At 45.0% G+C, this 21,142-nt stretch carries 22 protein-coding genes; 18 read left to right on the plus strand and 4 right to left on the minus strand.

The genetic code is table 11. The features are described from left to right. Nucleotides 1-51 precede the first annotated feature (51 nt). Nucleotides 52-807, minus strand: coding sequence for a myo-inositol utilization transcriptional regulator IolR (gene iolR / locus CVV77_RS09400; RefSeq protein WP_084994145.1), 756 nt, complete (start codon nt 805-807; stop codon nt 52-54). 416 nt (nt 808-1,223) lie between these two features. Here iolR and iolA point away from each other — a divergent pair, with 416 nt between their 5' ends. From iolA to fba, 10 genes are all read left to right on the plus strand, one after another. Beyond that, on the plus strand, nt 1,224-2,687 hold the full coding sequence (gene iolA, locus CVV77_RS09405; protein ID WP_100275235.1) for a methylmalonate-semialdehyde dehydrogenase: 1,464 nt from the start codon (nt 1,224-1,226) through the stop codon (nt 2,685-2,687). 74 nt (nt 2,688-2,761) lie between these two features. Further along, a complete protein-coding gene (iolB, locus tag CVV77_RS09410) occupies nt 2,762-3,577 on the plus strand; it encodes a 5-deoxy-glucuronate isomerase (RefSeq protein ID WP_019259954.1) in 816 nt (271 codons plus the stop codon). A 23-nt stretch (nt 3,578-3,600) separates the two neighbouring features. Then, the gene (gene iolC, locus CVV77_RS09415; protein WP_100275236.1) at nt 3,601-4,578 is read left to right on the plus strand and encodes a 5-dehydro-2-deoxygluconokinase; all 978 of its coding nucleotides are present in this window, start codon (nt 3,601-3,603) and stop codon (nt 4,576-4,578) included. A 32-nt stretch (nt 4,579-4,610) separates the two neighbouring features. Beyond that, nucleotides 4,611-6,524, plus strand: coding sequence for a 3D-(3,5/4)-trihydroxycyclohexane-1,2-dione acylhydrolase (decyclizing) (iolD, locus tag CVV77_RS09420; protein WP_084994153.1), 1,914 nt, complete (start codon nt 4,611-4,613; stop codon nt 6,522-6,524). 15 nt (nt 6,525-6,539) lie between these two features. Further along, complete coding sequence (gene iolE, locus CVV77_RS09425; RefSeq protein ID WP_100275237.1) at nt 6,540-7,433, plus strand: myo-inosose-2 dehydratase; 894 nt, start codon at nt 6,540-6,542, stop codon at nt 7,431-7,433. 14 nt (nt 7,434-7,447) lie between these two features. Then, entirely contained in the window at nt 7,448-8,764 is a 1,317-nt protein-coding gene (iolF, locus tag CVV77_RS09430) for a myo-inositol transporter IolF (protein WP_088111760.1), read from the plus strand. Nucleotides 8,765-8,786: 22 nt separating this feature from the next. Next, nucleotides 8,787-9,821 carry a bifunctional inositol 2-dehydrogenase/D-chiro-inositol 1-dehydrogenase gene (gene iolG, locus CVV77_RS09435; protein ID WP_088111761.1) on the plus strand — a complete coding sequence of 345 codons (1,035 nt, stop codon included), beginning with the start codon at nt 8,787-8,789 and terminating at the stop codon, nt 9,819-9,821. Between the two features lie 19 nt (nt 9,822-9,840). Then, nucleotides 9,841-10,710 (plus strand): sugar phosphate isomerase/epimerase family protein, encoded by an 870-nt coding sequence (locus tag CVV77_RS09440; protein ID WP_084994161.1) that lies wholly within the window; start codon nt 9,841-9,843, stop codon nt 10,708-10,710. 86 nt (nt 10,711-10,796) lie between these two features. Next, nucleotides 10,797-11,633: a 2-keto-myo-inositol isomerase gene (gene iolI, locus CVV77_RS09445; protein WP_100275238.1), complete on the plus strand. Its 837-nt coding sequence runs from the start codon at nt 10,797-10,799 to the stop codon at nt 11,631-11,633. Between the two features lie 20 nt (nt 11,634-11,653). Next, entirely contained in the window at nt 11,654-12,526 is an 873-nt protein-coding gene (fba, locus tag CVV77_RS09450; protein ID WP_019259946.1) for a class II fructose-1,6-bisphosphate aldolase, read from the plus strand. Nucleotides 12,527-12,568: 42 nt separating this feature from the next. On the opposite strand, the gene CVV77_RS09455 is transcribed toward fba, so the two are convergent. Further along, nucleotides 12,569-13,534 carry an iron-hydroxamate ABC transporter substrate-binding protein gene (locus tag CVV77_RS09455; protein ID WP_100275239.1) on the minus strand — a complete coding sequence of 322 codons (966 nt, stop codon included), beginning with the start codon at nt 13,532-13,534 and terminating at the stop codon, nt 12,569-12,571. A 176-nt stretch (nt 13,535-13,710) separates the two neighbouring features. Between CVV77_RS09455 and CVV77_RS09460 the strand changes: the two genes are divergently transcribed. The 6 genes from CVV77_RS09460 to CVV77_RS09485 all read left to right on the plus strand — a co-directional run bounded on the left by CVV77_RS09460 (nt 13,711) and on the right by CVV77_RS09485 (nt 19,022). After that, on the plus strand, nt 13,711-14,109 hold the full coding sequence (locus CVV77_RS09460) for a hypothetical protein (protein ID WP_019259944.1): 399 nt from the start codon (nt 13,711-13,713) through the stop codon (nt 14,107-14,109). Between the two features lie 120 nt (nt 14,110-14,229). Further along, nucleotides 14,230-14,919 carry a response regulator transcription factor gene (locus CVV77_RS09465; protein ID WP_019259943.1) on the plus strand — a complete coding sequence of 230 codons (690 nt, stop codon included), beginning with the start codon at nt 14,230-14,232 and terminating at the stop codon, nt 14,917-14,919. Further along, on the plus strand, nt 14,916-15,893 hold the full coding sequence (locus CVV77_RS09470) for a sensor histidine kinase (protein ID WP_019259942.1): 978 nt from the start codon (nt 14,916-14,918) through the stop codon (nt 15,891-15,893). The genes CVV77_RS09465 and CVV77_RS09470 overlap by 4 nt, the downstream gene beginning before the upstream one ends. Before the next feature lie 146 nt (nt 15,894-16,039). Further along, on the plus strand, nt 16,040-16,813 hold the full coding sequence (locus CVV77_RS09475) for an ABC transporter ATP-binding protein (protein WP_084994169.1): 774 nt from the start codon (nt 16,040-16,042) through the stop codon (nt 16,811-16,813). After that, nucleotides 16,788-18,662, plus strand: a complete 1,875-nt coding sequence (locus CVV77_RS09480) for an FtsX-like permease family protein (RefSeq protein ID WP_100275240.1) — start codon at nt 16,788-16,790, stop codon at nt 18,660-18,662. The genes CVV77_RS09475 and CVV77_RS09480 overlap by 26 nt, the downstream gene beginning before the upstream one ends. A 12-nt stretch (nt 18,663-18,674) precedes the next feature. Then, nucleotides 18,675-19,022 (plus strand): YxeA family protein, encoded by a 348-nt coding sequence (locus CVV77_RS09485; protein ID WP_100275241.1) that lies wholly within the window; start codon nt 18,675-18,677, stop codon nt 19,020-19,022. A gap of 44 nt (nt 19,023-19,066) precedes the next feature. Here CVV77_RS09485 and CVV77_RS09490 read toward each other — a convergent pair whose 3' ends face one another. Continuing rightward, a complete protein-coding gene (locus tag CVV77_RS09490; protein WP_100275242.1) occupies nt 19,067-19,420 on the minus strand; it encodes a hypothetical protein in 354 nt (117 codons plus the stop codon). Between the two features lie 247 nt (nt 19,421-19,667). Further along, entirely contained in the window at nt 19,668-20,033 is a 366-nt protein-coding gene (gene cotNE / locus CVV77_RS09495) for an inner spore coat protein CotNE (RefSeq protein WP_100275243.1), read from the minus strand. A 158-nt stretch (nt 20,034-20,191) separates the two neighbouring features. Here cotNE and CVV77_RS09500 point away from each other — a divergent pair, with 158 nt between their 5' ends. Further along, nucleotides 20,192-20,560 carry a DUF3255 family protein gene (locus CVV77_RS09500; protein ID WP_100275453.1) on the plus strand — a complete coding sequence of 123 codons (369 nt, stop codon included), beginning with the start codon at nt 20,192-20,194 and terminating at the stop codon, nt 20,558-20,560. Beyond that, nucleotides 20,550-21,110 carry a hypothetical protein gene (locus CVV77_RS09505; RefSeq protein ID WP_100275244.1) on the plus strand — a complete coding sequence of 187 codons (561 nt, stop codon included), beginning with the start codon at nt 20,550-20,552 and terminating at the stop codon, nt 21,108-21,110. Before CVV77_RS09500 ends, CVV77_RS09505 begins: the two co-directional genes overlap by 11 nt. Nucleotides 21,111-21,142: the final 32 nt, after the last annotated feature.

The following is a 21,142-nucleotide window of genomic DNA, read 5'->3' on the forward strand; positions in this document are numbered from 1 at the left end:
TCTGCCTCCTAGAATAAAATGGATGAAAGACTCTCAACACTATTGTAAACGTTAGGCCAGATGAATGCTGATTTGGTGCTCATTGCAGTACTGTGTGTACTCGTCATCTAATGGCTGAGATGTCACAATGCAATGCAGCCTGTCAAACGGCGCATACGTCAGAAGCGTTGATTTTCCGAATTTTGAATGGTCAGCCAATAAATACACTTCTTTTGCTTTTTCCGAAATCCTCTTTTTAATTTCGTACTCCAGCAGATCCGAATTGGTCAATCCGTGTGTCAGCGTCGTTCCGGTAGCGGACATAAAGGCTTTGTTGATATTGTACTTATCAAGCATAGCCGGGTCGTCCATGCCGACAAACGAGCGGGTTTTTCTCTTATAGTTGTTTCCGATAATGATTAAGTTGATATTCTTCAAAGCAGATGCCGCATTGATAATGTCTAAGCTGTTGGTTAAGATGGTGACATTTTTGGCCGGATCAAGCGTATCGAGAATAGACTTTGTTGTTGTTCCTGAATCAATGAAGATCAAATCGTGATCTTCAATAAACCGGGAAGCATAATGGGCAATTTTTGTTTTTTCATCTTGGTGCTGAATGGTGCGATTCTCAAAAGGAACTAATGCGGTTTTCTCAATCGATGTTACGCCGCCGTATACTTTTTCAATCGCACCCTTTTCTGTTAACTTGTTGATATCACGTCTGACTGTGTTTTTGGAGACATTGAACACCTGGCACAGCTCATCTAAGGAAACAGTGCCATGCGATAAAATGTACTCCTCCATTTCCTGAATCCGCATCAGTTTCATATTAAAAACTCCTTCTTGAATCTTTACGTAACATAAATATATAATAAAAACCAAAAGTTGATCAATAGTTGCTAAAAAAATGATAACATCGGTGTATTTCTTTTGCAAGATTCGACGGACTTCTCGTGACTCTCTTCATTGGTCAGAAGATTAATATAATAAAAATAATGAAAAAATTTAGTGTTTATGATTGACTTATGGGTATTATGCGATTAGAATATAACCAAGAAATGACCAAAAAGTAACCTGATATGTATGAAATGGTTGCTTGTATCTAAAATTGCATCACCATTTATTTTTTTGGTTTTTTTGAAAGCGTTTAATTCTTGGCTTACTGAAACAGTGGATATTGATATGAATCTATCCTGAACCACCCATACAAGTGTATGTGTTTACTAATGAAGGAGGCAATAAGAATGGCAGAAATCAGAAAATTAAAAAACTACATCAACGGTGAATGGGTTGAAAGCAAAACAGATAAATATGAAGACGTTGTGAATCCGGCGACGAAAGAAGTGCTGTGCCAAGTGCCGATTTCAACAAAAGAGGATATTGATTATGCTGCGCAAAAAGCGGCTGAGGCATTTAAAACATGGACAAAAGTGGCTGTTCCACGCCGTGCCAGAATTCTATTTAACTTCCAGCAGCTGCTTTCTCAGCATAAAGAAGAACTTGCTCATCTGATTACCATTGAAAATGGAAAAAACACAAAAGAAGCTCTTGGAGAAGTGGGACGCGGAATTGAAAACGTAGAATTCGCAGCTGGAGCACCTTCCCTGATGATGGGTGACTCACTTGCTTCCATCGCAACAGATGTTGAAGCGGCCAACTACCGCTACCCAATCGGAGTTGTCGGCGGAATCGCGCCTTTTAACTTCCCGATGATGGTTCCTTGCTGGATGTTCCCGATGGCAATCGCGCTCGGCAACACATTTATTTTAAAACCATCTGAGCGGACACCGCTGTTAACAGAGAAATTGGTTGAGCTTTTTGAAAAAGCGGGCCTTCCGAAAGGGGTATTCAACGTCGTATACGGTGCGCATGACGTTGTGAACGGCATCCTCGAGCATCCTGAAATTAAAGCGATCTCATTCGTAGGCTCCAAGCCAGTCGGCGAGTACGTCTACAAAAAAGGAAGCGAAAACTTAAAACGCGTTCAATCTCTGACAGGCGCGAAAAACCATACGATTGTCCTGAACGATGCGCATCTCGAAGACACAATCACAAACATCATCGGAGCAGCCTTTGGTTCTGCAGGTGAACGCTGCATGGCTTGTGCAGTTGTAACAGTTGAAGAAGGAATCGCTGATGAGTTTATGGCGAAGCTGCAGGAAAAAGTGGCTGACATTAAAATCGGTAACGGCCTTGATGACGGCGTATTCTTAGGACCGGTTATTCGCGAAGACAACAAGAAGCGCACGCTCAGCTACATTGAAAAAGGGCTCGAAGAAGGCGCGAGACTCGTTTGTGACGGACGTGAAAATGTATCTGACGACGGCTACTTTGTCGGCCCGACGATCTTTGACAATGTCACGACAGAGATGACGATCTGGAAAGATGAAATTTTTGCTCCGGTCTTGTCAGTCATCCGCGTGAAAAACCTGAAAGAAGCGATCGAAATTGCCAATAAGTCTGAGTTTGCGAACGGTGCCTGCCTGTTCACATCCAACTCAAACGCAATCCGCTATTTCCGTGAAAACATTGATGCGGGAATGCTCGGCATCAACCTGGGTGTGCCGGCTCCAATGGCATTCTTCCCATTCTCAGGCTGGAAGTCTTCATTCTTTGGAACGCTGCATGCGAACGGAAAAGACAGCGTCGACTTCTATACGCGTAAAAAAGTGGTTACGGCAAGATATCCGGCACCTGATTTCAACTAAACGACGAACAGCCGAACGGCGTCTATGGGCGCTGTTCGGACTCATTCTACCAATAGAAAGAGGAGGGCTTCACTATGAGTTATTTGTTGCGTAAGCCGCAGTCGAATGAAGTGTCTAATGGGGTCAAGCTGGTGCACGAAGTAACGAAATCCAACTCTGATCTCACCTATGTAGAGTTTAAAGTGTTAGATATCGCTTCCGGTTCCAGCTATGCAGAAGAATTGAAAAAACAAGAAATCTGTATTGTGGCGGTAACGGGAAATATTACAGTGACCGATCATGAGTCGACTTTTGAGAATATCGGCACACGTGAAAGCGTATTCGAACGAAAGCCGACAGACAGTGTCTATATTTCAAATGACCGTTCCTTTGAGATCACCGCGGTCAGCGACGCAAGAGTAGCGCTTTGCTACTCTCCATCGGAAAAACAGCTTCCGACAAAGCTGATCAAAGCGGAAGACAATGGCATTGAGCATCGCGGGAAGTTTTCAAACAAACGTACTGTTCACAACATTCTTCCGGATTCAGACCCTTCAGCTAACAGTCTATTAGTAGTTGAAGTCTATACAGACAGCGGCAACTGGTCCAGCTACCCGCCTCATAAACATGATCAAGACAATTTGCCGGAGGAATCTTTTTTAGAAGAAACGTACTACCATGAGTTAGACCCGGGACAGGGCTTTGTGTTTCAGCGCGTATACACAGATGACCGCTCGATTGACGAGACAATGACTGTAGAAAATGAAAACGTTGTCATCGTTCCTGCAGGATACCACCCGGTAGGCGTGCCGGACGGATACACATCCTACTATTTAAATGTCATGGCAGGGCCGACGCGGAAATGGAAGTTTCATAATGACCCGGCGCATGAGTGGATTTTAGAACGTTAACAAGTGAGGAGTGGCTGTTTACGATGAAGTATACATTCAATGAAGAGAAGGCTTTTGATATTGTTGCCATCGGCCGGGCGTGTATTGATCTGAACGCAGTCGAATACAACCGCCCAATGGAAGAAACGATGACATTTTCGAAATATGTCGGCGGTTCACCTGCGAATATCGCGATCGGCAGCGCGAAGCTTGGCTTAAAAGCGGGCTTCATCGGCAAAATTCCAGATGACCAGCATGGAAGATTCATAGAGTCCTATATGAGAAATACCGGCGTTGACACAACACAGATGATTGTGGATCAAGATGGCCACAAAGCAGGCCTTGCATTTACAGAAATTCTCAGCCCGGAAGAATGCAGCATCTTAATGTATCGCGATGATGTGGCGGATCTTTATCTTGAGCCTTCAGAGGTAAGAGAGGACTATATCGCAAATGCGAAAATGCTGCTTGTTTCCGGGACAGCACTTGCTAAAAGCCCATCAAGGGAAGCGGTGTTAAAAGCTGTTCAATATGCGAAAAAGCATCAGGTCAAAGTGGTGTTCGAACTGGATTACCGCCCGTATACATGGCAGTCAGCGGATGAAACAGCCGTTTACTATTCTTTGGTCGCCGAGCAGTCTGATATCGTCATCGGCACACGTGATGAATTTGATGTAATGGAAAACCGTACAGGCGGAAGCAATGAAGAATCCGTCAATCATTTATTTGATCATTCAGCCGACCTTGTTGTCATCAAACACGGCGTTGAAGGCTCTTATGCATACAGCAAATCCGGAGAGGTATTCCGCGCTCAAGCGTACAAGACAAAAGTGCTGAAAACCTTTGGAGCCGGTGACTCCTATGCGTCTGCCTTTATCTATGGCCTTGTCAGCGGAAAAGACATCGAAACGGCATTGAAATACGGCAGCGCTTCAGCCTCCATTGTGGTGAGCAAGCACAGTTCGTCAGAAGCGATGCCGACTGCGGATGAAATCGTACAGCTTATTGAAGCACAGTCATAATTGAAAAAGATCGAGTAAAGGTGGGATCGTTTGTGGGGAAGAAAATTCGCTTAACAACAGCCCAAGCGCTGATTAAATTCTTAAACCAGCAGTACATCCATGTAGATGGAAAGGAAGAGCCTTTCGTTGAAGGGATTTTCACGATTTTCGGCCATGGAAACGTACTAGGGATCGGCCAGGCGCTTGAGCAGGATGCAGGCCATTTGAAAGTCTATCAAGGGAAAAACGAACAAGGAATGGCGCATGCCGCAATGGCGTACAGCAAGCAAATGCTGAGAAGAAAAATATATGCGGTCTCTACATCCGTCGGACCGGGAGCGGCCAACTTAGTGGCGGCGGCCGGCACTGCATTAGCAAACAATATCCCGGTTCTCTTGATTCCGGCAGATACATTTGCGACAAGACAGCCAGACCCTGTACTGCAGCAAATGGAACAAGAATACAGTGCGGCGATTACGACAAACGATGCATTGAAGCCTGTATCGAGATACTGGGACCGCATTACGCGCCCTGAGCAGCTCATGAGCAGTTTGCTGCGCGCGTTTGAAGTCATGACTGATCCGGCAAAAGCAGGTCCGGCAACGATTTGCATTTCTCAGGATGTTGAAGGAGAAGCATACGACTTTGATGAAAGTTTCTTCGTCAAACGGGTTCACTATATTGATCGCATGCAGCCGAGCGAGCGCGAGCTTCAAGGTGCTGCGGAGCTGATTAAAGCCAGCAAAAATCCTGTGATCCTCGTTGGCGGAGGCGCAAAATACTCCGGTGCGCGCGATGAATTGGTTGCCATTTCTGAAGCGTATCACATTCCGTTAGTTGAAACGCAGGCAGGAAAGTCGACAGTTGAAGCTGATTTTGCGAACAACCTCGGCGGAATGGGCATCACAGGTACACTTGCGGCAAATAAAGCGGCCCGCCAAGCTGATTTGATTATCGGTATCGGTACAAGATATACGGATTTTGCGACATCCTCTAAGACCGCTTTTGATTTTGATAAAGCGAAGTTCCTGAACATCAATGTCAGCCGAATGCAGGCGTATAAACTCGACGCGTTCCAAGTGGTAGCGGATGCGAAAGTGACGCTTGGCAAACTGCATGGTTTGCTTGAAGGCTATAAGAGCGAATTCGGCTCCACGATCAAGGAGCTGAAGGATGAATGGCTCGCTGAACGTGAACGCCTCAGCAAAGTGACGTTTAAACGGGAAGCGTTTGATCCGGAAATTAAAAATCATTTCTCTCAAGAGATTCTAAATGAATACGCTGACGCGTTGAACACTGAGCTGCCGCAAACAACGGCATTGCTGACAATCAACGAGACGATTCCTGAAGACAGCGTGATCATCTGTTCAGCAGGCTCCCTTCCAGGAGATTTGCAGCGTTTGTGGCATTCTAATGTTCCGAATACGTATCATCTGGAGTACGGGTATTCCTGCATGGGCTATGAAGTGTCCGGCACACTGGGGCTTAAATTGGCCCATCCTGACAGAGAAGTGTATTCCATTGTCGGAGACGGCAGCTTCCTGATGCTTCATTCCGAGCTGATCACGGCGATTCAGTACAACAAGAAAATCAATGTGCTGCTCTTTGACAACTCTGGTTTTGGATGTATCAACAACCTTCAAATGGATCACGGCAGCGGCAGCTACTATTGTGAGTTCCGCACAGATGATAACCAAATTTTGAATGTTGATTACGCGAAAGTTGCTGAGGGATACGGCGCAAAAACCTACCGTGCCAACACAGTAGAAGAGTTAAAAGCGGCGTTAGAGGATGCGAAGAAACAGGACGTATCAACGTTAATTGAAATGAAGGTTCTGCCAAAAACAATGACTGACGGCTATGACAGCTGGTGGCATGTCGGCGTAGCAGAAGTGTCTGAACAAGAAAGCGTTCAGAAGGCATACGAAGCAAAAGAAAAAATGCTGGAATCTGCGAAGCAGTATTAGAGGGGAGGCTCATAGATGGGCAAAGAAAAAATCCTGTGGGGCATTGCTCCTATTGGGTGGCGGAATGATGACATTCCTGAAATCGGAGCGGGAAACACACTTCAGCATTTGTTAAGTGATATCGTTGTCGCACGTTTTCAAGGTACGGAAGTCGGGGGCTTTTTCCCCGAACCGGCCATCCTGAACAAAGAGCTGAAACTTCGAAATTTAAGAATCGCGGGAAAATGGTTCAGCAGCTTTATCTTGCGTGACGGACTCGGTGAAGCGGCAAAGGCATTTACCCTGCATTGTGAGTATTTGCAACAAGTAAACGCGGATGTCGCAGTTGTCTCTGAACAAACACACAGTGTGCAAAGCTTGGAGAAAAATGTGTTCACAGAGAAGCCGCACTTTACGGATGGTGAATGGGAACGGCTTTGCGAAGGGCTGAATCACCTTGGCAAAATTGCTGATCAGCATGGCTTGAAGCTTGTGTATCATCACCATCTTGGCACTGGCATCCAAACAGCAGAAGAAGTGGACCGCCTGATGGAAGGAACAGACCCTGCGCATGTACACCTCCTCTATGATACAGGGCATGCGTATATTTCTGACGGTGACTACATGGGAATGCTTGAGAAGCATATCGGCCGCATTAAGCATGTGCACTTTAAAGATGCCCGCCTGAATGTCATGGAACAATGCAGGCTTGGAGGGGAATCGTTTCGACAAGCATTTTTAAAAGGCATGTTCACGGTTCCCGGTGATGGATGCATTGACTTTAGAGAAGTATATCAGCTGCTGTTGAAGCACGATTATTCCGGATGGATTGTCGTTGAAGCTGAACAGGACCCCGATGTAGCTAACCCGCTTGAGTATGCATTGATCGCGAGAAACTATATTGATGAGCAGTTGTTGGATCTGGCTTAATGGGGACTGAATATATGGGCAATACCAATGCGGATTCGGCCTTCAATAAACGGACAATCGCGGCAGCATTGGCCAACTATATTGATGCCGGTTCGATTGTGGCTGGATCTGCCGGTTTATCGTTATGGGTCAGTTACCTAAAGCTATCTGATACGCAAATCGGGCTGCTCGGCGCGCTAAGCGCAAATGCAATTTCTGCCGCAGTCGGCGCCCTGCTTGGCGGGTATCTGGCTGATAAAGTCGGGCGGAAGGCTGTTTATACCAATAGCATGCTGGTTTATGCATTAGGGATTTGTTTGGTTCTGTTTGGGGTTAATTTTCCCATGTTGTTAAGCGGTTACATGATTATCGGTTTATCAGTGGGAGCTGACATTACCGCATCATGGACCATTATTGCAGAAAATGCACCAAAGAAAAATCGGGCCCGCCATTGCGGCGTGGCACAAGTCGCTTGGGCCGCGGGCGCTGTCGTTGTGCTGCTTCTCTCCGTACTGGTCGGTGATTTAGGCCTCTTGGGGAATAAAATTGTATTTGCCCATCTGCTTGTGATCGCGCTGATTACGTACATCCTGAGAATCAGGCTTCCGGAGTCAGATGCGTGGCAGCAGAAAAATCAGCCTGCAGACATACAAACAGAGAAGCCGGCCGTACTGAACAAAACATCGTATTTTGATTTGCTCAAGCCAATGTATCTAAAAAGCATACTGTTTTTGATGGGTGTGTACTTGGTTTGGAATTTAGCCGCCGGTGTGATGGGCTTCTTTATGCCATACATTTATCAGCAGGTCGGCGGTGTATCTGCCAATATGGCAAACCTTTTGCAAATGGGACTGTTTATCTTCACAGGGTTGGGGGTCGCTTTCATCTTCATGCCCTTTGCCGACAAATATAGAAAAACCGTTTTCGGAATCGCCGCTTTTATGGCGGTGATCGGATGGACGCTGTTTCTGCTGCCGGTTGAAGGCCTGCCGATTCTGCTCCTGTTTATTGTCGTGATCGGCATCAATAACGGAGCCGGTCAGCAAGCCAACTATCAGTTATGGGCCAGTGAAATCTTTCCTACGCAATATCGTGCTTCTGCACAAGGACTAATGTTTTTCCTCGTACGTATTTCAATAGGGATTTGGAGTCTGTTTGTCCCAATGATTATGACCAATTTCGGCATTGGAACGATGGCTGCAATTCTCCTCGGATGTGTGACGGCCAGTATGATCATCGGGCTTCTCTTCGCGCCGAATACGTCTGGCAAGTCGCTTGAACAAATTCAAGAGGAACTCTACGGATCTCCTCAGAGCCAAGTAAAGCAAGGAACAGAAAGCAAAATGATGTAACCAACAGAAGGAGTGGCTGTCAATGAGTTTACGTATTGGCGTAATTGGAACTGGAGCAATCGGAAAAGAACATATTAACCGCATCACGAACAAGCTGTCCGGCGCAGAAATCGTTGCTGTAACGGATGTCAATCAAGAAGCTGCACAAAAGGTCGTTGATCAATACCAATTAAACGCGACGGTTTATCCGAATGATGACAGCCTGCTTGCAGACGAAAATGTAGATGCTGTCTTAGTGACTAGCTGGGGGCCTGCGCATGAATCGAGTGTGCTGAAAGCCATTAAAGCCCAGAAATATGTGTTCTGTGAAAAGCCGCTCGCGACAACGGCTGAAGGATGCATGCGCATCGTCGAAGAGGAAATGAAAGTGGGCAAACGTCTTGTTCAAGTTGGCTTCATGCGCCGTTATGACAGCGGTTACGTACAGCTGAAGGAAGCGCTCGACAACCATGTCATCGGAGAGCCGCTTATGATTCACTGCGCGCACCGCAACCCGACTGTGGGAGATAACTACACAACGGATATGGCCGTAGTTGATACGCTTGTTCATGAAATTGATGTGCTGCACTGGCTCGTCAATGATGACTACGAGTCCGTTCAAGTTATCTATCCGAAAAAATCGAAAAATGCGCTTCCGCATTTAAAAGATCCGCAAATTGTATTGATTGAAACTAAAGGCGGCATCGTCATCAATGCTGAAATCTATGTGAACTGTAAATACGGCTATGACATTCAATGTGAAATCGTCGGAGAAGACGGCGTCATCAAGCTTCCTGAACCATCAAGCATCAGCATGAGAAAAGAAGGAAAATTCAGCACAGATATTCTGATGGATTGGCAGAGACGCTTTGTGGCTGCGTACGATGTGGAAATTCAAGACTTCATTGATTCGATTCAAAAGAAAGGCGAGGTCAGCGGCCCGACGGCATGGGACGGCTACATTGCTGCGGTTACCACTGACGCGTGTGTAAAAGCCCAGGAATCTGGACAAAAAGAAAAGGTTGAATTGAAGGAAAAACCGGAATTCTATCAATCTTTTACAACAGTTCAAAACTAAAAAACAGAGGAGTGAAAATATGAAATTAGCATTGGATCCATCGATGTATCGAGATGATTTAACTTTGGAGGAAATGGTCTATAAAACGGCGGAACTTGGTTATGAATATATCGAACTATCGCCGCGCGAGGATTTTTGTCCATTCTATAAATATCCGAAAGTCGATTCAGCAAAGATCAAACAATTAAAGCGGCTTTTAAGGGATACAGGTGTTAAGCTTTCATCGCTCCTTCCTCTTTACCACTGGGCGGGTCCTGAAGAAGACCGCCGTCAGGCTGCAGTGCGCAATTGGAAAAGGGCGATCGAAATTGCGGTTGAACTTGAAGTCGATTTGATGAACAGTGAATTCAGCGGTTCAAAATATGATCCTTTAACAAGTGAAGAAAAATTTATCAAATCCATGGATGAGCTTCTGCCAGTCTTTGAAAAAGAAGGCATTAAACTCAATCTTCAAGCCCACCCGTACGATTTTATCGAAACGCACAAAGGTGCGATGGATATGATCCGCGCGCTTGACAAGGATTGGATCAATCTTGTCTACTCGACTGCGCATACGTTCTTCTATGATGACGGCAAAGGCGACATCGAGACCATGTTTGACGAAGCCGGCGACCGCCTCACACACGTTTTATTTGCAGATACCTTTAATCATAAAGCGGCTCACGGCCTGCGCTACATCGTCAATCCGCCTGACGCGAAAGTAACGGTTCACCAGCATTTGGACATTGGCCAAGGCGAGGTTGATTTTGAGACGATTTTCAGAAAGCTGAGAGATATGAAGTTCGACGGAATTGCGACGAATGCCGTTTTTGCTTGGGTTGACGAAAGAGCGGATGAATCAAGCCGATTTATGCTTCGAAAAATGAAAGAAGAATTAGGTCTTGCATAAGCTGAGCATGGAGTTCGGCGGGATATGGCGAACAGCCTTCCTGCCGAACTCCCTTCATATCTAAAACGCAGATGGGGGAGTCTGACATGAAACTTTGTTTTAATGAAGCCACAACATTGGAAAACTCAAATCTTAAACAGGATTTAGAACTATGTGAAAAGCATGGCTATGATTATATTGAAATCCGCACAATGGATAAGCTGCCGGAGTACTTAAAAGGTCATTCATTGGAAGATCTTGCGGAATATTTTCAAACCCATCACATCAAGCCGCTTGCCTTAAACGCACTCGTGTTCTTCAACAACCGTGATGAAAAGGGCCACAATGAGATCATCTCTGAATTTAAAGGCATGATGCAAACGTGCAAAACCCTCGGTGTGAAATATGTCGTGGCCGTTCCGCTTGTGACTGAGCAGAAGATTGTAAAAGAAGAGATCAAAAAGAGCAGTGTAGAGGTGCTGACTGAGCTTTCAGATATCGCGGAGCCGTACGGCGTAAAAATCGCGCTTGAATTTGTCGGCCACCCGCAATGTACGGTCAATACGTTTGAACAGGCGTACGACATCGTAAACACAGTCAATCGTGACAATGTCGGGCTTGTCCTTGACAGTTTCCACTTCCATGCCATGGGTTCAAATATTGAAAGCTTAAAGCAGGCGGACGGAAAAAAAATTTTCATCTATCATATCGACGATACCGAAGATTTCCCAATCGGCTTTTTAACCGATGAGGATCGTGTATGGCCGGGCCAAGGTGCGATTGACTTAGATGCCCACTTATCAGCCCTCAAGGAAATCGGCTTCTCTGATGTTGTATCGGTTGAGCTCTTCCGGCCTGAATACTATAAGCTGAGTGCTGAGGAAGCCATTCAAACAGCGAAAAAAACAACGGTTGATGTCGTATCAAAATACTTCAACATGTAATGGATAAAGGAGGGGTGGACATGGCTTTTGTATCGATGAAAGAGCTTCTTGAAGATGCAAAGCGGGAGCAATATGCAGTCGGCCAGTTTAATATCAACGGCCTGCAGTGGACGAAGGCGATTTTACAGGCTGCGGAGGAAGAACAGTCACCTGTCATCGCGGCAGCATCGGATCGGCTGATCGACTACTTGGGCGGATTCAAAACCGTAGCTGCGATGGTTAATGCGCTGATAGAAGAATTGTCAATCACCGTTCCCGTTGTCCTTCACCTTGATCACGGCAGCAGTGTGGAGCGCTGCAAACAAGCCGTTGACGCAGGGTTTAGCTCGGTGATGATTGACGGATCACATTCGCCGATTGATCAGAATATCGCCATGACGAAAGAGGTAGCGGACTATGCCAAGCTTCACGGTGTGTCGGTGGAGGCTGAAGTCGGAACGGTAGGCGGCATGGAGGACGGCCTTGTGGGCGGTGTAAAATACGCTGATCTTCACGAGTGCCGGCGTCTCGTGGAAGAAACCAATATTGATGCCCTGGCCGCTGCGCTCGGATCAGTTCATGGAAAGTATCAAGGTGAGCCTAAGCTCGGTTTCAAAGAGATGGAGGAGATCGCTAAGACCACGAACATTCCGCTTGTTCTTCACGGCGCATCGGGAATTCCAGCAGACCAAATCGCAAGAACGATCCAGCTTGGCCACGCGAAGATCAACATCAATACAGAATGTATGGTGGCATGGGCAGAAAAAACGCGTGTCATGTTTGAAGAAAATCCGGATTTATACGAACCCCGTACTTATATGACGCCGGGAATTGACGCTGTAAAAGAAACAGTGAAAAGCAAAATGAGAGAATTCGGCTCAGCGGGAAAAGCCGCACGTCAGCAAGTTAGCTGAAGAAAAAGCACTCACAACATCGTGAGTGCTTTTATCATGCCATTATTTCTGATTTTCTTTCTCGCGCTTCACCAGCATATCAGCAATCAAATCAACCTGTTTGCTGACGGAAATCGGATCGTACGGGTAGAACGTGTCAAAGTCGTTGATAAACACGCGGTTATGTTTGACAGCGTCTAGGTTTTTCCAGATGGAGGAGTCCTTCAGCTTGTCGAGTGTTTTGCTTTCGCCTTTCGGATTGTAATCCGTAATGAACATATAATCTGCGGCATACTCAGGAATGACCTCTTGAGAGAGCTGTTTCATCTCTCCTTTTTTGATGACATCTTGTTCAATTTTTTCAGGCGCTTTTAACCCAAGCGCGTTGTATACAGCTTGGCCGCCGCGTCCGCCATTGTCATTGAACACCCAGAATTCGCCCTTGTCGGTGTTTTCATAAATACCGAAAGTTGCATCCTTGTCGATGACACCGGCAATTTTCTTTTTGGCTGCTTCTGCTTTTTTGTTAAAGTCAGCCATAAATGATTTTGCTTCGTCTTTCGCTCCGGCGATATCCCCGAACATGCTGACTGTGTCTTCTACGTTTTTCGCTGTGTTATAAGGAACGACAACCGTTGGAGCGATTTTCTTTAATTTATCGACATTCTCTTCATTCATGACAACAATTAAGTCAGGCTGAAGCTCCATCACTTTTTCAACGCTGATCGGATCACCGACATCCTTCACATCTTTCAGCTTTGATTTTAAAAACGGATTATCAAATGACCATGAGCCCGAGCCGACCACATTGGCCCCGACAGACAGCAATTCTCCGGCATAAAAATCAGTTACGATGCGTTTCGGATGTGCAGGAATGTTGACGTTCCCTTTTGTTGATTTGTATGTTCTCATTTCTGCCTTTTCGGAAGCTGAATCACTTGAGCTTCCTTTCGAAGCCGTGCCGCTGCAAGCACTAACAAACATGAGAAGCAGCACCAGCATGCCCACGAGCAATGTGTTCTTTTTCATCAAGAACCCCCCAATATGTATTTTTGGTTAATTAGTAATGATTATCATTATCAACTAATAATATAGCAAGAAACCCGTGCCCCGTCTATCACTATTTTAAAGAGGGAAAGTTTTTTCGTTTACAGGTGACGCGATTTGCTTAATCGATTATTATAGGTAAATAGGAGGAGAAAAATATGGGAATTACTAAAAGAGGTGCTGCTTGGGAATGGCTGCATAGCTGGTGGATGCTGTTTATTTTCATGCCTTTTGCCATTACCAGTTTTTTTGCCTTTTTATTTATTGGCATTAAGGTTAGAAATAGAAAGTGGATCATGTACGGAATCATTTATTTTTTCGTATTTGCGTTTGGTTTTGTGCTGCCCGATCTGCCCGGGATTTTTATTGTGCTCCCGCTGTGGGCTGTGACGGTTATTCATGGTTTTAAAGTGCGCCCGCTGTATCTGATTCAACTGGAGGTCTACAAGGATCATGTAGAGGCACGGGCCTTTGCCGAGGCAAGAAGTGAAGCGGAGAGCAGATTTCATGCGCCGAAACAGTCTATTCAAGATATACATATTCGCAAAGAACGGTAAGAAGCGGGCTTTTATGAAGGCCCGCTTTCTCTTGTTGCAGAGAACCGATGAAAGCATTATGATGGTGGCATCAAAAAATGATGGCTCTGAAAAGCCGTATCCTTTTGGAGGATGGATTGCATGAATAAAATCATGATTGTAGAAGATAGTGAAGATATTCGGTCATTATTACAAAATTATTTAGAGAAGTACGGCTATGATACGGTGGTTACCACTGATTTCACGTCTGTATTGGATATGTTCTTGCGGGAAAAACCCGATGTGGTGCTGCTTGATATCAATTTGCCGGCATATGACGGATATTATTGGTGCCGGCAGATCCGCCACCATTCGACCAGTCCGATCATCTTCATTTCTGCCAGAAGCGGCGAAATGGACCAGGTGATGGCAATTGAAAACGGCGGCGATGATTATATTGAAAAGCCGTTTTCTTATGATATTGTGCTCGCGAAAATCAAAAGCCAGATTCGCAGGGCGTATGGAGAGTATGCGGTGAAGCAGGGAGAAAGAATCGTGGAATTCGAGGGTGCACAGCTGTATGTAGAGCGATTTGAACTGCGTTATCAAGAAGAAAAGTGCGAGCTGTCAAAGAAAGAAAGCAAGCTTCTTGAGGTGCTGCTGGAACGGGGAGAAAAGGTAACGGGAAGAGACCGGTTAATGGAAAAAACGTGGGATACTGATCTGTTCGTTGATGACAATACGCTGAATGTATATATCACCCGTTTGCGCAAAAAGCTTCGTGACTTAGAGGTGCCTTTTTCAATCGAATCTGTCCGCGGTGAAGGATATCAGTTGAGGCCGTTGTCATGAAACTGTTTTTACGTACTCATGTTCTCTTGATATTGCTTTTTCTGATTCAAGGCATTTTTGTTTTTACGTACTATTGGTTTGCGGGACAGCATTCCCTTGCCCATTTATTCTATATACTCGGCGTGCAGCTGCTGTTGCTAGCTGCGTATTTGATCTATCGCTGGTATCAAGATCGCGGCGTTTATCAGTGGCTCAGCTCCCATCAGGAGGATGCGGAAGTGCCTGATTTGGGTTCTTCCCTGTTTAGTTCTGAGCTTTATGAAAAACAGATGGAACTGAACCGCCTCCACAACCAGAAGCTTCACGAAACAGAAGCGAAGCTGGAAAGCAGGGTGACCTATATGAACCAGTGGGTGCACCAAGTGAAAACGCCGCTTTCTGTTATTAATTTAATCATTCAGGAAGAGGACGAGCCCATTTTTGGGCAAATCAAAAAAGAAGTCCGGCAGATTGAATATGGACTGGAAACATTGCTGTATTCATCAAGGCTCGACCTATTTGAGAGAGATTTCAAAATAGAAGCCGTCTCTTTATCCGACATTCTCCAAACCGTTATTCAAAGCTATAAACGTTATTTTATCGAGCATCGTGTATATCCGAAAACAAATATTCTCACTGACGATACGATTTATACAGACCCAAAATGGCTGAAATTTGCGATTGGGCAGGTCGTGACAAACGCGGTGAAATATTCCGCGGGCATGAGTGACCGGATTGAGCTGACGATTTTTCAGCATGAGGATAAAACCGTGTTAGAAGTAAGAGATTATGGCGTGGGTATTCCCTCGCAGGATATAAAGCGTGTGTTTGATCCCTATTACACAGGCGAAAACGGCCGGCGTTTCCAAGAGTCAACTGGGATAGGTCTTCATCTGGTCAAAGAAATCACGGATAAACTGAATCATGAAGTAGAGATCAACTCTGCTCCGGAAAAGGGCACAGCGGTACAATTTTTATTTCTTACAAAAGTGTAAGGAGTCATTAAGAAAACCGCATAGCACACTGTCATCCCTCTTGATAAGATTTGTTTACCAGCTTATCGGGAGGGTTTTTTTATGAGCTTTCCGCAAACACATGATAAGCCGATTTCTGATGAACAATAACGATAAGGAGGATTCTCATGGCGAATATGCTCGAGGTCAATCATTTAAATAAAACCTACAAAGGACAAGTGTCCCATCAGGCGTTAAAACAAATCTCTTTTTCAGTAGAGGAAGGGGAATTCACGGCGGTGATGGGGCCGTCGGGTTCCGGTAAAACAACGCTCTTGAATATCATCTCAACCATAGACCGTCCCGACTCCGGAGACGTCCTGATCAAAGGAGACAACCCTCACAATCTGAAAAGAACAAGACTGGCACAATTCAGGCGCAAACAGCTTGGTTTCGTGTTTCAGGACTTTAACCTGCTTGATACACTGACGGTTGGCGAAAATATCATGCTGCCGTTAACACTTGAAAAAGAATCTCCTTCAGTGATGGTAAAAAAACTGCATGCCATCGCTGAAAAGCTTGGAATAGAGAACCTTTTACAAAAGCGCCCGTTTGAGGTTTCAGGCGGACAGCGCCAGCGGGCGGCCATTGCTAGAGCGGTGATTCATAAACCTTCTCTGATTCTGGCTGATGAACCGACGGGGAATCTTGATTCAAAAGCTTCAAAGGATGTCATGGAGACGATGCAAAGCTTGAACCAGAACGATCAGATTACAGCATTAATGGTTACCCATGATCCTGTGGCGGCAAGCTACTGCCAGCGTGTGATTTTTATTAAAGACGGTACCCTGTTTAACGAAATTTACCGCGGGGATAACCGCCAGGTATTTTATGACCAAATCCTGGATGTACTTTCTATGCTGGGGGGAAACGCAAATGACCTTTCTTCAGTTCGCATATAAAAATGTTACACGAAACAAACGGTCGTATCTGGCGTTCTTTTTGAGCAGTGCTTTTTCCGTATTGATCTTCTTTACCTTTGCTATGTTTATCTTTCATCCTGCTCTTAAGGAAGGATACTTAAATAACATTGCGAGGAAGGGATTAACGGCAGCGGAGTGGATGATTTTTATCTTTTCAATATTATTTGTTCTATATTCCGTTAATGCTTTTTTGAAATCCAGAAACAAAGAATTTGGAATTCTGCTGATTCAAGGGATTACTCCCGCCCAGCTGCGAGTGCTTGTGACAGCTGAAAACATGATGATCGGCGCCTTTTCAATTGTTGCCGGGATCATCGGCGGACTGATTTTTTCAAAAACGTTTTTTACAATCGGCGCCTATATTTTAGAAATGGACGCTTTGCCGCTGTACATGCCTTGGAAGGCGCTGGGGATTACGATTTGCGGATTTATGCTCTTATTTTTCCTTTTATCACAGTTTACGCTCTTTTTTATTAAATCCAAAACCGTTATTTTGCTGATCAAAGGCGCAGAAAACATGAAACCTGAGCCGAAGCCGTCTATCCTTCTGTCGATTTTCGGAGTGGCATGCCTTGTTATGGGCTACGGAATGGTTTTAAAAGAGAATGTTCACTCCTATATGCCTTTTCTGATTTTGATTTTAACCATTGTCGGAACGTATTTTTTCTTCAGCCAGAGCAGCATTTGGATATTGCGGGCCGTGAAGAAGTGGAAGGGCTTTTATTTGCGCGGGAAAAATGTCATTTGGATTTCTGATTTAGTCTATCGCTTAAAGGATAACGCCCGCCTGTTTTTTATCGTCAGTATTATTTCAGCAGTTGCCTTCACGGCCACCGGCGTACTGGCTGTTTACAAATCTACTGTCGGGGCAGTGGATTCAGCCTATGAAATGGAGTACTTATCCTATGAAGGCAATCAGAAAGAAAAACAGCACTTGCACGATATTGAACACGAACTGAAGCAGAACCATTTCTCATTTACTCGTTATGATATGCAGGTTTCATATGTGCGCTATAAGCGGGGAGATGAAGTGCCGCCTGTGATCTTAATGGATCAGAAAACATTTCAAAAGCACTTCAGCATCAGCCTGAATGATCTGAAAAACGGGGAAAGCATCTATTTCCCAAGCACCTATGAGATCAAGGATAAAACTGAATTTCCGCAGCAATTAGATCTGCTGAACAAGAAAAATGAGCTGGCAAATGAGAAGCTCAAAGTGAAGGAAACGAAAAAACCGCTGATTTCTGTAAACAGTGTTCTTGTCGTAAATGAAACGACCTACAAAGAACTTCATAAGCTTGGAGAAAGCACGAAGCTGATTGGTTACAAATTCAAGAATTGGAAAGACAGTTTAAGCATCAGCCAATCACTTACCAATAAATTGTATGGTGATTATTCTGACGTTCACTTTCAATTTGATGCGAAGGCTAGCACGCACTATCTTACAGTGCAGCTGCCCAGCTTAAGCTTATTTATCGGGCTCTTTATCGCCATTGTCTTCTTTACCGCGGCCGGAAGCTTTTTGTACTTCCGCTTGTTTACAGATTTAGAGGAAGATCAGAAGCGCTACCGTTCATTAGCGAAGATTGGATTTAGTGAAGAAGAAATGTCACAAAGCGTCACCATTCAATTATCGATCTTGTTCTTCTTTCCGTTTGCGATGGCTGTTCTTCATACGGTCTTTGCCATCAGAGCTGGCGACTTTGTCAACGTAACCAAACCAGTGCTGCTGACAATCGGAGGATTTTTGGCTTTTCAGCTGCTGTTCTTCTTGATGGTGCGGTTTAGCTACTTGAAAAAAATAAAAAGCTATTTAACGATGAAATAAAGGAGGATAAGCATGAAAAAAATCTTTTCAGTGATAGTGGGGGCAGGGGTTATCGCAGCGATTTGCGGCGTTCTCTTCATTCATAACGAGATAACAGACAGAATCAACCCGCTTGTTCCCAGACAGGACCTGTATGTCCAAATTAATCGAGATGGCCAGCACCTTAAACCAGGCGGTACTGAATATACGCTAGACGGATACAATCAGTCCGGTGAAAAGAGTGAAGTCACGTTTTTAGCCGGCAGTGATCTTCGGAAGAATGCCTACTTAAGAGTCTACACAAAAGGCAAGTATGTAGAGACTTGGGAAGAAGTGCAATATCAAGATTTACCGAAAAACGTTCAATCACATTTAAAATAATAGACAGGAAAGCGGCATAGGGGGGAACTATGCCGCTTTTTCTGTTACTGCTGATAGGATTGCTGCTGGAATGGCGTGTTTTGGCCGAATGGAAGTGTAGACACATTCGTATTCATCACGCTGGATTGCCCAGTGAGTTCCTGCTGCATTTGGTTGCACATGTTGACAACCTGGTGGCATTTTTGAATCGCCATGTCATGTCCGTGCAGGGCTTGCTGAATGGTATGTGCAGCTTGTTGTTCGTGGTTTAGAATCTGCTGCAGCATCTGGATGTTTTGCTGCTCCTGATGAAGCATTTGGCGATATTGCTGGCTGCTTTGCTGTGTTTGCTGAATGAGCTGCTGAGCAGTCTGGCGGCATTGGTTCAGCTGCTGCAAGCCGTGTTGTGTATTATGCATGAATGATCCCTCCATGTATCGATTGACGTGAGTCGGTATTATCATGCAACCTGATTGAAAAGAAATTCTGCAAATGAGGAACTGCAATTATTTTCCTAACCCCCTCTATCTTTGAATGAAAACGGTAAAGATTGTATACTTGTACAAACCCTTTTTATGTAAATGGTCCGCTTTAATACCATAAGAAGTGCGGAAAACGAAACCCTAAAACCGGGAGAATCGTATTCCGCTTTTTTCTGTGCCTGCTTCAAAAACCGCCTTCGCTTGCAGTAAATGGGATATTCAGCCTGTTTTCTACTGTACGGAGGCGCTGATTGAGCCGGTTTAAGCGGCGTGTATGGCGTTCAACAGCCTGGCTTAGTTGATTGACCTGTTCGGCAATCCGTGCAATTTCCCGATTTTGACGGCGGTCTTCGTTTGTCAGACGGGTTAATTCTCTCGACTGCTGTTCATTTTGCCGTTCAAGTGCTGCGATTCTTCTTTCCAATGCCGGCTGTCTGTCCATTTGGTATGGATCGTATACATCCTGCTGCGGATAAGGATTGTACTCATAGTGGCTATAGTAAGGTTCCTGCTGAGGCAGCTGAGGGCTGTAATATTGATAAGGGTTCATGTGATCAGTCTCCTTAAAAAATGTAAATGTGGGTGAATTCCTTATAACTTATGTAGTCATTGGCACAGTGCCACGGCATTCGCCCAAAAAGAGGAGGAAAGGATGTGAGCTCCTTGAGAAACAAATATGGCATTTTGCTTTTAACTGCTGTATTCATCATGGTATCGGGCTGCCAACAACAAAGGGAGGAGACGCCGTTTTATTACGGAACGTGGGATGAGGGAATTACTCCCGGGCCCATGGACGGCGTGAAATCAGCAACAGTCACATTTACCAGAGACGAGGTAGTGGAGACGGAAGTCATTGAAGGAAGAGGAGAGGTGCAGCTGCCATTTATGGCGTATAAGGTGATTTCCCAAAGCACTGACGGGTCCATTGAGATTCAGTATCTCGGCTCCTATTATCCGATCAAAAGCACGCTGAAAAGAGGAGAAAACGGGACGTTGATCTGGGAGCAAAATGGCCAGACAAAAACGATGACAAGAATCGAATCAAAGACAGGCAAGGAGGAGAAAGATGAGAAATAAAAAAGCAGAAAGACTGGTGGTAACAGGACTTATTTTACATATCATTCAGTGGCTATTTATATTATGGGCTTTTCTCAAGATCAAACATTTATTTAGTGACTATACGATCTATAACCCTAATGTCATCAGCGGATCGATGCAGTCCTTATCGTTTATACAAATGATGCGCGCTATGATCTACTCAGGGGCAATCGTGAATTATGTGTTGTTTTTTGCACTTCTATTTCTTATTTATTGTGTTGTGCTTCATGCCATCTTGATTGTGTTGGAAATGGCGGCTTACGTTATGATCAGACGGAATCCTGCATCTTCATGGGTATACTTTTTGATGGCGGCGGGCGTGAAGCTTGCCATCTTGAATATCACTGGCATTCCTTTTTTAGCTGCCGGCTTCCTGCTGATGAAACAGGAAAAAGCAGAAAACGGCGGCATGGAGACGGAAAGAATGCGGAAACCGCGCACGCGTATCCGAAGACAAGGCCGGCGTCTAAACAGAATCCGGAGAAAATCATCTCTTCAGGTTGAATATCAAAAAGAAAAAACGATATGATGGGACTATAGCCTGAAAACGACACGAAGGAG

Origin of the sequence: Bacillus sp. SN1 (assembly GCF_002796895.1) — a bacterium.
GTDB lineage: Bacteria > Bacillota > Bacilli > Bacillales > Bacillaceae > Bacillus > Bacillus inaquosorum.

What these genes read in the sequence shown, in the direction of transcription:
- iolR (WP_084994145.1), bottom strand. Translation starts at nt 807, where the DNA reads ATGAAACTGATGCGGATTCAGGAAATGGAGGAGTACATTTTATCGCAT.
- iolA (WP_100275235.1), top strand. Translation starts at nt 1,224, where the DNA reads ATGGCAGAAATCAGAAAATTAAAAAACTACATCAACGGTGAATGGGTT.
- iolB (WP_019259954.1), top strand. Translation starts at nt 2,762, where the DNA reads ATGAGTTATTTGTTGCGTAAGCCGCAGTCGAATGAAGTGTCTAATGGG.
- iolC (WP_100275236.1), top strand. Translation starts at nt 3,601, where the DNA reads ATGAAGTATACATTCAATGAAGAGAAGGCTTTTGATATTGTTGCCATC.
- iolE (WP_100275237.1), top strand. Translation starts at nt 6,540, where the DNA reads ATGGGCAAAGAAAAAATCCTGTGGGGCATTGCTCCTATTGGGTGGCGG.
- iolF (WP_088111760.1), top strand. Translation starts at nt 7,448, where the DNA reads ATGGGCAATACCAATGCGGATTCGGCCTTCAATAAACGGACAATCGCG.
- iolG (WP_088111761.1), top strand. Translation starts at nt 8,787, where the DNA reads ATGAGTTTACGTATTGGCGTAATTGGAACTGGAGCAATCGGAAAAGAA.
- CVV77_RS09440 (WP_084994161.1), top strand. Translation starts at nt 9,841, where the DNA reads ATGAAATTAGCATTGGATCCATCGATGTATCGAGATGATTTAACTTTG.
- iolI (WP_100275238.1), top strand. Translation starts at nt 10,797, where the DNA reads ATGAAACTTTGTTTTAATGAAGCCACAACATTGGAAAACTCAAATCTT.
- fba (WP_019259946.1), top strand. Translation starts at nt 11,654, where the DNA reads ATGGCTTTTGTATCGATGAAAGAGCTTCTTGAAGATGCAAAGCGGGAG.
- CVV77_RS09455 (WP_100275239.1), bottom strand. Translation starts at nt 13,534, where the DNA reads ATGAAAAAGAACACATTGCTCGTGGGCATGCTGGTGCTGCTTCTCATG.
- CVV77_RS09460 (WP_019259944.1), top strand. Translation starts at nt 13,711, where the DNA reads ATGGGAATTACTAAAAGAGGTGCTGCTTGGGAATGGCTGCATAGCTGG.
- CVV77_RS09465 (WP_019259943.1), top strand. Translation starts at nt 14,230, where the DNA reads ATGAATAAAATCATGATTGTAGAAGATAGTGAAGATATTCGGTCATTA.
- CVV77_RS09470 (WP_019259942.1), top strand. Translation starts at nt 14,916, where the DNA reads ATGAAACTGTTTTTACGTACTCATGTTCTCTTGATATTGCTTTTTCTG.
- CVV77_RS09475 (WP_084994169.1), top strand. Translation starts at nt 16,040, where the DNA reads ATGGCGAATATGCTCGAGGTCAATCATTTAAATAAAACCTACAAAGGA.
- CVV77_RS09480 (WP_100275240.1), top strand. Translation starts at nt 16,788, where the DNA reads ATGACCTTTCTTCAGTTCGCATATAAAAATGTTACACGAAACAAACGG.
- CVV77_RS09485 (WP_100275241.1), top strand. Translation starts at nt 18,675, where the DNA reads ATGAAAAAAATCTTTTCAGTGATAGTGGGGGCAGGGGTTATCGCAGCG.
- CVV77_RS09490 (WP_100275242.1), bottom strand. Translation starts at nt 19,420, where the DNA reads ATGCATAATACACAACACGGCTTGCAGCAGCTGAACCAATGCCGCCAG.
- cotNE (WP_100275243.1), bottom strand. Translation starts at nt 20,033, where the DNA reads ATGAACCCTTATCAATATTACAGCCCTCAGCTGCCTCAGCAGGAACCT.
- CVV77_RS09500 (WP_100275453.1), top strand. Translation starts at nt 20,192, where the DNA reads ATGGTATCGGGCTGCCAACAACAAAGGGAGGAGACGCCGTTTTATTAC.
- CVV77_RS09505 (WP_100275244.1), top strand. Translation starts at nt 20,550, where the DNA reads ATGAGAAATAAAAAAGCAGAAAGACTGGTGGTAACAGGACTTATTTTA.